General features: G+C 67.7%; 11 protein-coding genes. 8 read left to right on the forward strand and 3 right to left on the reverse strand.

Going from position 1 to position 12,392, the window contains the following annotated elements; genetic code table 11:
• Positions 1 to 130: 130 nt before the first annotated feature.
• Genes C5O27_RS05055 through C5O27_RS05075 form a run of 5 tightly spaced genes read left to right on the forward strand, consistent with a single transcriptional unit; the run spans position 131 to position 6,110 of the window.
• Entirely contained in the window at positions 131 to 1,567 is a 1,437-nt protein-coding gene (locus C5O27_RS05055) for a CitMHS family transporter (protein WP_127962074.1), read from the forward strand.
• A gap of 54 nt (positions 1,568 to 1,621) precedes the next feature.
• Complete coding sequence (locus tag C5O27_RS05060; protein ID WP_127962075.1) at positions 1,622 to 3,274, forward strand: ATP-binding protein; 1,653 nt, start codon at positions 1,622 to 1,624, stop codon at positions 3,272 to 3,274.
• Positions 3,274 to 3,942, forward strand: coding sequence for a response regulator (locus tag C5O27_RS05065; protein ID WP_006361085.1), 669 nt, complete (start codon positions 3,274 to 3,276; stop codon positions 3,940 to 3,942). Before C5O27_RS05060 ends, C5O27_RS05065 begins: the two co-directional genes overlap by 1 nt.
• Positions 3,943 to 3,999: 57 nt before the next feature.
• Positions 4,000 to 5,301 carry a TrpB-like pyridoxal phosphate-dependent enzyme gene (locus tag C5O27_RS05070; protein ID WP_006361084.1) on the forward strand — a complete coding sequence of 434 codons (1,302 nt, stop codon included), beginning with the start codon at positions 4,000 to 4,002 and terminating at the stop codon, positions 5,299 to 5,301.
• Positions 5,302 to 5,303: 2 nt separating this feature from the next.
• Positions 5,304 to 6,110 (forward strand): DUF429 domain-containing protein, encoded by an 807-nt coding sequence (locus tag C5O27_RS05075; RefSeq protein WP_006361083.1) that lies wholly within the window; start codon positions 5,304 to 5,306, stop codon positions 6,108 to 6,110.
• On the opposite strand, the gene C5O27_RS05080 is transcribed toward C5O27_RS05075, so the two are convergent.
• Together C5O27_RS05080 and C5O27_RS05085 are read right to left on the reverse strand one after the other, a co-directional pair.
• On the reverse strand, positions 6,037 to 6,621 hold the full coding sequence (locus tag C5O27_RS05080; protein WP_040004452.1) for a GNAT family N-acetyltransferase: 585 nt from the start codon (positions 6,619 to 6,621) through the stop codon (positions 6,037 to 6,039). The two genes, C5O27_RS05075 and C5O27_RS05080, sit on opposite strands and share 74 nt — an antisense overlap.
• A 57-nt stretch (positions 6,622 to 6,678) precedes the next feature.
• Positions 6,679 to 7,293 (reverse strand): TetR/AcrR family transcriptional regulator, encoded by a 615-nt coding sequence (locus C5O27_RS05085; RefSeq protein WP_006361081.1) that lies wholly within the window; start codon positions 7,291 to 7,293, stop codon positions 6,679 to 6,681.
• A gap of 206 nt (positions 7,294 to 7,499) precedes the next feature.
• Between C5O27_RS05085 and C5O27_RS05090 the strand changes: the two genes are divergently transcribed.
• The 3 genes from C5O27_RS05090 to C5O27_RS05100 all read left to right on the forward strand — a co-directional run bounded on the left by C5O27_RS05090 (position 7,500) and on the right by C5O27_RS05100 (position 10,847).
• Positions 7,500 to 8,609, forward strand: coding sequence for a homogentisate 1,2-dioxygenase (locus C5O27_RS05090; RefSeq protein WP_075863120.1), 1,110 nt, complete (start codon positions 7,500 to 7,502; stop codon positions 8,607 to 8,609).
• On the forward strand, positions 8,606 to 9,793 hold the full coding sequence (locus C5O27_RS05095; RefSeq protein ID WP_127962076.1) for an alpha/beta fold hydrolase: 1,188 nt from the start codon (positions 8,606 to 8,608) through the stop codon (positions 9,791 to 9,793). The genes C5O27_RS05090 and C5O27_RS05095 overlap by 4 nt, the downstream gene beginning before the upstream one ends.
• Before the next feature lie 202 nt (positions 9,794 to 9,995).
• Positions 9,996 to 10,847 carry a type IV toxin-antitoxin system AbiEi family antitoxin domain-containing protein gene (locus C5O27_RS05100; RefSeq protein ID WP_127962077.1) on the forward strand — a complete coding sequence of 284 codons (852 nt, stop codon included), beginning with the start codon at positions 9,996 to 9,998 and terminating at the stop codon, positions 10,845 to 10,847.
• A 126-nt stretch (positions 10,848 to 10,973) separates the two neighbouring features.
• On the opposite strand, the gene C5O27_RS05105 is transcribed toward C5O27_RS05100, so the two are convergent.
• Entirely contained in the window at positions 10,974 to 12,365 is a 1,392-nt protein-coding gene (locus C5O27_RS05105; RefSeq protein WP_127962078.1) for an acyl-CoA synthetase, read from the reverse strand.
• Positions 12,366 to 12,392: the final 27 nt, after the last annotated feature.

The raw sequence follows: 12,392 nt of genomic DNA on the forward strand, positions 1-12,392 counted from the left end.
GAGGTGAGCAAAACGCGCGAAACGATACTTATGCGCTCAAGCGTGACTGTGTCGACGTCTGCCCCAACACTTCTGATGTGGCCACCGAAATGTGGTCGTCCTCACATCCACATCAGAATCGAGCTAGACAATGTTGGTAGCACTCGGCCTCGGAATTGTGGCCACCTTCATGGTCCTGATCATCACCAAACGGGCCACGCCCGTGGTGGCGCTGATCCTCGTCCCGGTTGCGTTCGGCCTGTTCGCGGGTGCCGGCCTCGACATCAGCGACATGATCACCGACGGCATCAAGGACCTCGCACCCACCGCGGCGATGCTGTTCTTCGCGATCATCTTCTTCGGGATCATGATCGATGTCGGGCTCTTCGACCCGGTGGTCCGCCTCGTCATCCGCGCGGTGCACGACGACCCGGCCCGGCTCGTCGTCGGCACCGCGGTTCTGGCGATGGTCGTCTCGCTCGACGGTGACGGGTCGACGACCTTCATCATCACCACCGCAGCGCTGCTGCCGCTGTACGTGAAACTCGGTGTCAGCCCGGTGGTCCTGACCGTCGTCGCCGGTCTCGCCAACGGCACCATGAACATCCTCCCGTGGGGTGGTCCCACCGCCCGCGCCGCGAGTGCGCTCAACATCGACACCAACGACGTCTTCGTCCCGATGATCCCTGCGCTCGGCGCCGCGCTGGCCGTCGTACTCCTCTTTGCCTACCACCTGGGAGTCCTCGAACGTCGCCGCATCGGCACCCTCGAGATGAAGGAGTCGCTGCTGGCTCCGCGTGAAGAGGTCCTGGTCGCCGCCGGCACCGGCACGACCCTTCCGCCGACCCCGCCCCGACGCAGCACCGGCGGATCGTCGGAAATCGATTCGACGGCAACGGGTTCCGAAGCCGACGAGACCCCGGGTCGCGACCAGTCGTTCTCCGGCGTCCTCGACCCGAACCGGGAAACGCTCCGGCCCAAGCTCTTGTGGCTCAACGCCGGCCTCACCGTCGCCCTGCTGGCGATCCTCGGCGCCGACATCCTCGCCATCCCCGTGCTGTTCATGGTCTTCGCCGGCATCGCCCTCGCCGTCAACTTCCCGCACGTCAAACAGCAGCAGGCGGCCATCACCCGGCACAGCTCGAGCATCGTGTCGGTGGTCGCCATGGTCCTCGCCGCCGCGGTGCTGACCGGAGTGTTCAACGGCACCGGCATGGTCGACGCCATCGCACACTGGCTCGCCGACGGCATCCCCGACTGGATGGGTCCGCACATGGCCGTCGTCATCGGCGTCCTGTCGATCCCGTTCACCTTCCTGATGAGCAACGACGCCTTCTACTACGGTGTGCTGCCCGTCCTGTCCGAGACCGCGACGCGCTATGGCATCGACCCAACCGAGATGGCTCGCGCGTCCATCACCGGTCAGACGGTCCACATGCAGAGTCCGCTGGTCCCGGCGATCCTGCTGCTCGTCGCGCTGGCCGGCGTCACCCTCGCCGACCATCACAAGAAGGTCCTGTGGCGGGCGACGGTGGTCTCCCTGGTCATGCTCGGTGCGGGCGTGCTCGTCGGAGCCATCCCGTTCTGAGCGAATCGATGTCGGTGGCGGCGCTGCATTCAGCGCCGCCACTAGGCTGACGTCATGCGTTTACGGACGCAGGTGCTGCTGCTGCAGCTCGCTGTCCTCGCGGTCAGCCTCGCGGTCGGGTTCGGTCTCGTCATCGCCGGGGCCGACGATCGTGTCCGCGACGAGTACGCCCAGCGAGCCCTGGCGATAGCTCGTTCGGTGGCCGCCGACACCGGGGTCCGCGTGGCGGTGGCGGCTCAACAGGGTCGAGCCGTGGAAGCGGACGATCTCGTCGACGGCCCGCTGCAACGCCAGGCGGCCGCGGTTCGGGAACGGACCGGCGCACTGTTCGTCGTCATCGGCAACGACCAGGGCATCCGACTCGCCCACCCTGAGGTCGCGGAACTGGCGAAACCGGTGTCGACCGACCCGTCGAAGGCGCTGGCCGGCTCCGACGACGTCGCGACCGACCGGGGCACCCTCGGCGAGTCCGTCCGGGCGAAGGTCCCGATCTTCGACCCCGGCGGTCGCATCGTCGGCTTCGTCAGCGTCGGCGTCTCGACGGAACGGCTCGCGAAGGAAACGCGCAGCGACATCATCGCCACGACGCTCCTCGCGCTGACCGCACTGGGCATCGGCGCACTCGGATCGGTCATGCTGGCCCGGCGCTGGCGCAAGCTCACCCTCGGCCTCGAGTCCGACGAACTCGCCGAACTCGTTCGTGAACAGGGCGCGGTACTGCACGCGATGGCCGACGGAGTGCTGGCCGTCGACGCCGACGGCATCGTCCGGGTCGTCAACGACAAGGCCCGCGCGCTTCTCGACATCGACGCTCCGGTGGGGACGAAGGCCGCCGACCTCGGACTCACCCCCCGCATCGCGGCCGTTCTGGCCACGCCCACCGACGAGCCGCTCGCCGCCACCGTCGGCGACCGCGTCGTCCTGGTCAGCTCCCATCGGGTGCACGCCGACGGTCGCGACCTCGGCATGGTCCTCTCGGTCATCGACCGCACCGACGTCGAAGCGCTCAGTCGCGAGGTCGACTCCATCCGGTCGATGGGCGCCGCCCTCCGCGCTCAGCGTCACGAGACCGCCAACCGAATGCATGTCCTTGCCGGCCTCCTACGCCACGGCCATGCCGACGAAGCGCTCGACTACCTCGAAGAGCTGTTCGGGAGCGGCCCCGGCGGCGCGCTGCTCGCCGGACTGGGCAACGTCCGCGAACCCCACCTCCACGCCTTCCTCGACGCGAAAGCCGCCCACGCGCGGGAGCGTCGCGTCACGCTCCGCCTCGGCGACCAGACCTGGCTGCAGGGCACACTCACCGAACCCGTCGTCGCCACCACCGTCGTCGGCAACCTCATCGACAATGCACTTGAGGCAGTAAGCGGGCAGGCCGACGGGATCGTCGAGGTCGAGCTGATCGCCGACGGCGACACCCTGTTCGTATCGGTCGGCGATTCCGGTCCGGGAATCTCCTTCGACGATCCCGACGAGGTCTTCGCCGAGGGAGCGACCACCAAACCCGGCGACCACGTGCCCGGTGGTCGGGGGATGGGCCTGTCCCTCGCGCGGCAGGTCGCACGCCGGATCGGGGGAGACCTGTGGGTCGCGGACCCCGGCGGCGAACGGTCCCCGGCACCGGAGCATGATCCGCCTGGCGCACTGTTCGTCGCCCGGCTCCCGGGCATCATCGCGCCCGAGCCCGACGAGGAAGTGCAAAGGTGATGACAGGGGATCTGGGCGTCCTGATCGTCGACGACGACTTCCGGGTCGCCGCACTGCATTCGACGATCGTCGACGCTGTGCGCGGCTTCAGCGTCCGTGCGCGGGTCGGCAGCGTGGCCGAAGCACGACGAGCCCTCGTCGATCATCCCGACATCGACCTCGCACTCCTCGACGTCTACCTCCCCGACGGTTCCGGCATCGACCTGGTCGCCGAACTCGACTGTGACTGCTTCATCGTCGGCGCCGAGAACGACGCGAGCGCTGTCCGCACCGCGATGCGCGCCGGTGCGCTGGCCTACCTGATCAAACCCTTCGACGACGCCGACCTCGCCCGCCGCCTCGCCGGCTACGCGCAGTACCGTCGCGTCCTCAGCGGCGAGAACGTCGACCAGCACGCGGTCGACGCCGCGCTGTCCGCGCTGCGCTTCGGCACCCGCGCGGCGGAACGGTCGGAATCCGGGTCGCCGACCGAGCAGCGCATCCTCGACCTCTTCGTCGACCCCGGCACCGCACTGTTCGCCGACGACGTGTCACGCGAGGTCGGGATCGCCGCTCCGACTGCCCGGCGACACCTGGCCAATCTCGTCGCCGCGGGCCGCCTGCGGATGTCGCTGCAGTACGGAACCACCGGCCGACCCCGTCAGGAATACCGGCGCCCCAAATCGTGACCTGATAATGCCGCGGGCGGGGTACGCCGCCGACCTCGCGCACTAGAGTGTCAACCCATGACGACGCAAGTAGACGCCACCAATCCCGATCTGGTGACGGTCGGTGTGCCGACGCACTGGTACAACCTCGCCGCCGAGCTCGAGACACCGATTCCCCCGCACCTGCACCCCGGCACCAAGGAGCCGGTGGGCCCCGAGGACCTCGCCGCACTGTTCCCCGCCGGGCTCATCGCGCAGGAGGTCTCCAGCGAGACCTACATCGAGATCCCCGAGCCCGTCCGCGAGATCTACAAGATGTGGCGTCCCTCGCCGCTGATCCGCGCCCGCCGCTTCGAGGAGGCGCTCAACACCAAGGCGCGCATCTACGTCAAGTACGAGGGCGTCAGCCCGGTCGGCAGCCACAAGACCAATTCCGCTGTCGCACAGGCTTACTACAACAGCCTCGACGGCGTCACCAAGCTGACGACCGAGACCGGCGCCGGCCAGTGGGGCAGCGCACTCGCCTTCGCCGGCGCGCAGTTCGGCATCGACGTCGAGGTCTGGCAGGTCCGCGCCTCGTACAGCTCGAAGCCGTACCGCGGCTTCCTGATCCGCACCTACGGCGGCACGATCCACCCGAGCCCCTCGGACCTGACCGAGTCGGGCCGGGCGATGCTCGCCAAGGACCCGAACACCAGCGGAAGCCTCGGCATGGCCGTCAGCGAGGCGGTCGAGGTGGCCGCTGCGAACGCCGACACCCGCTACGCCCTGGGTAGCGTGCTCAACCACGTCGTGCTGCATCAGAGCGTCATCGGTCAAGAGGCTGTCGAGCAGCTGAACGCCGTCGAAGCCGGCGGTGCGGATGTCGTCTTCGGTTGTGCCGGAGGCGGTTCGAATCTCGCCGGACTCTCGTTCCCGTTCCTGCGGGAGAAGCTGCACGGACGGTCGAACCCGCGCGTGGTCGCCGCCGAGCCGGCCGCGTGCCCGTCGATCACGCAGGGCGAGTACCGCTACGACCACGGCGACGTCGCCGGTCTCACCCCGCTGCTCAAGATGCATACGCTCGGAATGGATTTCGTCCCGGACCCGATCCACGCCGGTGGCCTGCGCTACCACGGCATGGCGCCGGCGCTGAGCCACACCGTCGAGCTCGGACTGGTCGAGGGCGTCGCCATCACACAGCACGACGCGTTCGCCGCGGGCGTGCAGTTCGCCCGGGCGCAGGGCATTGTCCCGGCCCCGGAGTCCACCCACGCGATCGCGGCCTGTGCGGCCCACGTCGCCGACAGTGACAAGGAAGAGGTCGTGGTCATCGGCCTGTCCGGTCACGGCCAGCTCGATCTGCCCGCCTACGCCGAGTTCCTCGACGGCAACATCTGAGCATGACCGCGGCGATGCGGACGGTCGGTGTCGACCTGTCCGCATCGCCGGCCAAGACCGCGGTCGCGGTCCTCGACTGGTTCGACGACCGGACCGAGCTGGTGGACCTGGTCGTCGGAGCCGATGACGCCGAGATCCGACGCCTCGTCGACGGCGCCACGCGCATCGGGATCGACTCGCCGTTCGGCTGGCCCGATGACTTCGTGGAATTCGTTGTCGCACATCACCGCGGCGGTTTGGTTCCCGGCCGCAAACTCGACGACATCGCCAATCGACGCCCGCTCGCGCTGCGTCGTACCGACCGGTGGATCGCCGAATCCGGCCTCGGCCGACCTCTGAGTGTGTCGGCAGATCAGATCGCCCACGTCGCCTTCCGCTGCGCGGGACTCCTCGCCGACCTGGGCGTCGAGGATCGTGTCGAGGGCTGGGCCGTCGAGGCGTATCCCGCCGGCGCACTCAAACGCTGGGGACTGACCTCTCGTGGTTACAAACGCGCAGCCGATCGAACCGTGCTGACCGAACTCGTCGATGCACTCCGGACTGCAGCACCGTGGCTGGAGCTCGGCGAGCGAATCGGTCAGATGCGGAGCGACGACGACGCATTCGACGCCGTCATCACCGCGTTGATCGCCCGCGCTGCGGAGTTGGGCTCCACGACGCTTCCCTCCCCGGACGACCGGCCGGTTGCGTTGCGCGAGGGGTGGATTCACGTCCCGGACGGTGAGCTGGACACCCTCACCCCAACGACTTCCGCATCAGCACGCGTGGGAATCCGTTCAGTACCGAGCCGGTGTCGGCGGCCTTGGTGAAGCCTGCCTTGTCGAACAGTCCCCGGGTGCCGACGTACGCCATGGTGAGATCGACCTTCTCGCCGTGGTTGTCGACGGGATACCCCTCGATGGCCGGCGCCCCGTTCGACCGGGCGAACTCGACCGCGCCGTCGAGGAGCGCATGTGCGATCCCCCGCTTGCGGTGGCCCGGTCGGACGCGGATGCACCAGACCGACCACACCGGGAGGTCGTCGACGTGCGGGATCGTGCGGCTGGTCGCAAAGGTCGTGTCCGCTCGCGGTGAGACCGCCGCCCAGCCGACCACGTCCTCGCCGTCGTCCGTCGACTCGTAGGCGAGGACGCCGAGTGGAATGCCGCTGTCGCACAGTTCCTTCACGTACTCGCCGCGCTGTTGGCGGACCAGCGCCTGATTCTCCTTGCTCGGAATGCGGTAGCTGAGACACCAGCACACGTTGGAGGTCGGCTTATTGGGGCCGAGGATCGTCGCCATGTCGGCGAAGACCGTCGCGGGCCGGACGTCGATCGTCATGCGTCCCAGCATCACAACCGTCGCCGACGTGGCGCAAGGGCCAGAACCTGTCCGCGATCAGCGTCGGATGCGCGGAGCGGACCGGTAGACCGTACGGAACCAGATGGTGGTGAGGATGTCGATCGCGGTGTCGTCATCGGGGATCGACCCGACCACGCCTCCGCGGACGGCGAGCCAGGACCAGCAGGAGGACTCGAGGGTGTTCACCAATGCCGACGCGAGTGGCTCGAGGGGGAGGCCGACGTCGTATCCGGCGCGTTCCGCGCTGTGCAGACCCGCCAGCACCTGTTTGATCCCCGACGCCCGGTTGGCGTGCCAGCGATCCCGGAACTCGTCGTCGAGCATGGACATCTGGAACAGGCCGATGATCTCGGGCAGGTATTTCTTGTAGGTCGTCCAATAGGCGGTGACCGCGGCACGCACGCCGGCTTCGGGATCGCTGTGTCGTGTCGCTAGGGAACCCTCGACCACCTCGTCGCTGAACTGATCCAGCAGTGCCTCGAGGAGCTGATCCTTGTTGTCGTAGTAGTTGTAGAACGAGCCGGTGGAGCGTCCCGCGGCCTCCGCGATGTCGGAGATCTTGGTGTTCAGATAGCCCTTGTCGGCGAAGCAACGCCGCGCCGCGTCGAGAAACGCGGCCTCGGTCTGACGTCCCTTGTTCGTCGGCGGCACCGAGTACTCCTTCCGGGGACTGATCAGTTCATCGAACCACGCATTCACGTTGGTCGGAGAAGGTCCGGATGAACGGTGTGGTCCTTGTCATATTCTGAACCTGAATCTAGCATCAGAAAAGCTGCACGGGAACCGTCGGGGAGTGTTCCCGTGCAGGTGATCGCGCCTGCCCGTCGCTCTCCCGATACTCACACAGGAGTCAGCCAGTGGAATCGTTCATCCAGCACCGGAAAGGTCGCACACCGCGACAGGTCCACCGCGACCTCGAGGGCCTCAAAGACGACGAGCTCGGTCGTTACGGGTTCACCGGACGCACTGCGCACCTCTACCGCCGCAACGATCCGACGCAGTTCCGCGCGGTCGGGACGCACACCGGCGTCGACCGGTTCGTCACCGAGCTGACCCCGACCGACCAGATCGACCCGTCGGGTGAGCCGCTGCTGATGTTCTACAACGACGACTGCCGCATCTCGCTGAGCCGTCGAGGCCAGGCCGCGCCGTTCTGGTTCCGCCCGGTCGACGGCGACGAGCTGATCTTCGTCCATGAGGGCAGCGGTTACTTCGAGACCGAGTTCGGTCGGCTGCCCTACCGGCCGGGCGACTACATCTACATCCCCAAGGGGTGCACGTATCGGCAGATCCCCGACGACCAGTCCCTGCTGCTGATCATCGAGGCGGTCGACGAGTACCGGGTGCCGGAACCGGGCGTCCTCGGACGGTTCTTCCCGTTCGATTCGTCACTGGTCGGCGTCCCGGAAGCCGAGGTCTTCGAGGGCGACGGACGCGACGAGTACGAGGTCCGCTTCCGTCAGCGCGAGGGACAGACGACGCTGTTCTATCCCTTCCACCCGCTCGACGTCGAGGGTTGGCGCGGGGATCTCTTCCCGTTCACCTTCAACCTCGAGGACTACGACGTCATCACCTCAGAGTCGGTGCACCTCCCGCCGACCGTTCACCTGTTCATGCAGGCCACCGGGGTGTATGTGATGAACTTCCTGCCACGCCCGGCCGAGGCCCGCAAGGGTGCCGAGCGCCTGCCCTGGTATCACCGCAACACCGATTTCGACGAGATCGCGTTCTTCCACGGCGGCAGCCTGTTCGGCGCCGGAATGCCGCCGGGATTCATCTCGCATGCGCCGCAGGGCATCCACCACGGCATCCCCGAACGCGCCCGCGAGCGGTCGCGCCGCAAGTTCGACGAGTTCGACCGCGTGGAGTGGAAGGTCATCGCGATCGACACGCGTCGTCGTCTCATCGCGACCCCCGTCATGACCGAGTCGGCGCAGGCCGAGGTCCAGGAAGAGGCACAGGTATGACGTCGCCGAACACGTTGCCGCGCCACGAATACGAGCGCATTCCCTACCTCGTCGTCTTCGACGACACGTCGGCGTACAAGGACACCTATGGCGGTGTCACCGAGAGCGTCGTCCTGGAGAGCTACCTCCTCAAGCCGGTCGGCGTGGCGTCGAAGAACGTCATCATCTTCATGCACCCGATCGGCGGTGGTGCCTACCTGCCGATGACCAACGCGCTGGCCCGCGCCGGGCATCACGTCATCTACTGCAACAGCCGGTATCGCGGCGTCGACAGTGCGCTGATCATGGAGAAGGTCGTCCAGGATCTCGGCGCCTGCGTGAAGGACGCCAAGGAGCGCCTCGGCTACGAGAAGGTGATCCTGGCCGGCTGGAGTGGTGGCGGTGCGCTGTCGCTGTACTACCAGCAGCAGGCGCAGCACGCGACGGTCACCGAGACACCGGCCGGCGAGTCGCCCGACCTCACCCGACTCGATCTCCCAGCGGCGGACGGCATGATGCTCCTCGCCGCTCACGTGTCCCGCCACGGAACGCTGACCGAGTGGATGGACCCCTCGATCCTCGACGAAACCGACCCGGAGAAGCGCGATCCCGAGCTCGATCTCTACAACCCGGCCAACCCGAACCAGCCGCCGTACACCGCGGAGTTCCTGGAGCGGTACCGGGCAGCGCAGATCGACCGCAACCGCCGGATCACCGCGTGGGTGAAGGAACAACTCGCCGACCTCCGCGGCCGTGGCGAGCCGCTGATGGAACGCGGTTTCATCGTCCACGGCACCATGGCCGACCCCCGGTGGCTGGACCTGTCCGTCGACCCGAGCGACCGCAAACTGGGCTGCTACCTGGGTGATCCGCGCATCGTCAACATGGGTCCGGTCGGCCTGGCGCGCTTCACGACGCTGCGAAGCTGGTTGTCGCAGTGGAGTTATGACGACGCCCACGGCGACGGTCCGCGCTGCGCCGCCGATCTCGAGGTCCCGACCCTCGTCATCGGCAACTCGGCCGACAACGCGTGCACGCCCAGTCACACCCACCGACTGTTCGACGCCGTCGGACACCCCGACAAGACGCTGCACACCATTACCGGTGCGACGCACTACTATTCGGGGCGCGAACAGATCCCGCACCTCAAGGAGGCGGTCGGCATCATCACGGGCTGGATGGGTGAGCGGGGTTGGGCCAACTGATCACCGGGCTCTCTGAGATCCGCCCTGAAATGCACCCCTGAGATCCGCCCCCGGAATGCGCCCTCCGTAGCGCCGCCGGCGACATAGTAGTGTCATCGAGTCGGTTGTGGAAGGTCTATTCCAGGGGCGGTTTCCAGCGGAGTTATCCACACCCCCCGGGACGCCACGCTCGATCGAGTCCCCAGCACCTGACACTGAACCGATGGACTACGACCAGCTCATCGAGCGCTTCGGGGGTGTGGTGTCGACCCGCCAGCTGCTCGAATCCGGAGAGACCACGCCGGATACTCGACGCGCCGTCGAAACCGGTGCGATCCAACGGATTCGGCACGGATGGTTTCGGGTTCCCGATGCCGACCCCGACGTGGTTGCGGCGGTGGCCGACCACGCCGTCGTGTCGTGCGCGAGTGCGCTGCTCCGCCACGGATTGTGGATTCCCGACCATCCCGTCGAGTCCCATGCGCGCGTGACGCGGTACGAACGACGTCGGTCCCCCGACCGTTGCCGACGCCACGGCCGCCCGACTCCGGCTCTGGCCGCCGTCGACGATGTCGCGACCGCACTGCAGTACGCCGCACGGTGCTTCGACGAGGAGGGCTTCGTCATCCTGTGTGACTCCGCACTACATCACGGCAAGCTGACCCACGACGATCTCCGTTCCGAGTTCCGACTCGCCCCACTCGCGATCAAGAACGCAATCGAGAGGTGCAACCGGCTCGCGGCGTCGGGAACCGAGACTGCGGCACGCCTGAGGCTGAGGAGTGCCGGGCTACGCGTCGAGGTGCAGCATCACGTGCCCGGGGTGGGTTGGATCGACCTGCTCGTCGGTGAGCGGCTCGCGATCGAACTCGACAGCCGGGCCCACCACACCGGCGAGGAGGACTACGAAAGCGACCGCGTCAGGTCCCGCAAGCTCATCCCGCTGGGCTATCTACCGATGCGACTCACCTACGCGCAGGTGTTCAGCCACTGGGAGGCCACGTACGCCGACATCGCGGCCGCGGTCCGGAAGGGGTACCACCGCAACCGCGCCGCCGCCGGAAACCGCCCCTGAAATCGACCCCTGATCTCCACCCTCCACAGCCCGCCCGACGACACTATGTCACCGCCGGCACCGCCACCGAGGGTGCTTTTCAGGGGCGCTTTTCGGTGCGGGCCGCCGGGCATGATTCGCAAGCCCTCAGCCGAGCAGCTTCTTCTGCACCTTGCCCATGGCGTTGCGGGGGAGTGAGTCGACGAACCGGATCTCGCGGGGGCGTTTGTGGTTCGACAGTTCGCCGGCGACGAAATCGATGAGCTCGGTGTCGTCGACCTCGTCGGCCACCACATACGCGACGATCCGCTGGCCGAGATAGTCGTCGGGGACGCCGATCACCGCGGTTTCACGTACGGCCGGGTGCGCGAGGAGCACGGTCTCGATCTCCCCGGCGCCGATGCGGAAGCCGCCGGACTTGATGAGGTCGGTGGACCGGCGGCCGACGATGCGGTGCATGCCGTCCGGGTCGATGACGGCGACGTCGCCGGTGGCGAAGAAGCCGTCGTCGAGCCAGGCTTCGGCGGTGGCGTCGGGTCGGTTGAGGTAGCCCGACGCCATCATCGGTCCGCGGACGTGGAGGTCGCCGACGGATTCGCCGTCGTGGGGCACGTCGGCGTCGCCCTCGCGAAGGCGAGTCTCGACTCCCGCGAGGGGAAGTCCGACCCAGCCCGGGCGACGCTCGCCGTCGACCCGGGTGCTGACGGTGATAAGGGTTTCGGTCATGCCGTAGCGTTCGACGATCTCGCGCCCGGTGAGTTCGCGGACACGGTCGAAGACGGGAACCGGCAGTGGGGCACTGCCGGACACGAGAATGCGTGCGCTGGAGAGCGTTCGGGCGGCTTCGGGATCGGCGCCGACGCGACTCCACACGGTCGGGACCCCGAAGAACATCGACGCACCGGCTTCGGCGGCGGAGGCATATCCCGCCGCGGTCGGCTTCTCGGTGTGGATCAACCGGCCGCCTCGGCGGAGCGGCCCGAGAACGCCGAGGATGAGCCCGTGAACGTGGAAGAGCGGAAGGCCATGCGCGAGTGTGTCATCGGCGGTCCACAGCCAGGCATCCGCGAGTGCGTCGAGTCCCTCCGCGATGGCCTGACGGGTGATCGGCACGCCCTTGGGGAGCCCCGTGGTGCCGGAGGTGTAGAGGATCAGTGCCGTCGAATCGGCGTGGGGTTCGGGATGCCGATGCCACGACTTCGCGTAGCGACGGACCGGGACCACCGGCAGTGTGGCGTCGGCCGGCCCCTGTCCCAGCCAGGCCTGTGCGCCGGAATCGGCCAGGATGTGGGCGAGTTCGCGCGGACCGGAGTCGGGCGGCACCGGGACCACCGGCACACCGGCGATCAGACCGCCGACCACCGCGAGAACGGTCTCGACCGTCGGCTGCGCCAGAACCGCGACGGTGCGCGCACCGGCAATCCGTTCCGCGACAGCGGTGGCCGCACCGACCAGGTCTTCCCGCGACAGTCGATCCTCACCTATCCGGATCACTTCGGGATCGTCCGGGGCAGTGGGGGTCAACGTCGGCAGGAGCACCCTCTCACTGTGCCACGACCGGCGCGC

The organism is Gordonia alkanivorans, from assembly GCF_004011905.1.
GTDB lineage: Bacteria > Actinomycetota > Actinomycetes > Mycobacteriales > Mycobacteriaceae > Gordonia > Gordonia alkanivorans.

Coding starts and splice junctions, on each gene's coding strand:
- C5O27_RS05080 (WP_040004452.1), bottom strand. CDS start 6,621: ATGACGATCGACGTCCGGCCCGCGACGGTCTTCGCCGACATGGCGACG.
- C5O27_RS05070 (WP_006361084.1), top strand. CDS start 4,000: ATGACGACGCAAGTAGACGCCACCAATCCCGATCTGGTGACGGTCGGT.
- C5O27_RS05095 (WP_127962076.1), top strand. CDS start 8,606: ATGACGTCGCCGAACACGTTGCCGCGCCACGAATACGAGCGCATTCCC.
- C5O27_RS05065 (WP_006361085.1), top strand. CDS start 3,274: ATGACAGGGGATCTGGGCGTCCTGATCGTCGACGACGACTTCCGGGTC.
- C5O27_RS05060 (WP_127962075.1), top strand. CDS start 1,622: ATGCGTTTACGGACGCAGGTGCTGCTGCTGCAGCTCGCTGTCCTCGCG.
- C5O27_RS05055 (WP_127962074.1), top strand. CDS start 131: ATGTTGGTAGCACTCGGCCTCGGAATTGTGGCCACCTTCATGGTCCTG.
- C5O27_RS05100 (WP_127962077.1), top strand. CDS start 9,996: ATGGACTACGACCAGCTCATCGAGCGCTTCGGGGGTGTGGTGTCGACC.
- C5O27_RS05075 (WP_006361083.1), top strand. CDS start 5,304: ATGACCGCGGCGATGCGGACGGTCGGTGTCGACCTGTCCGCATCGCCG.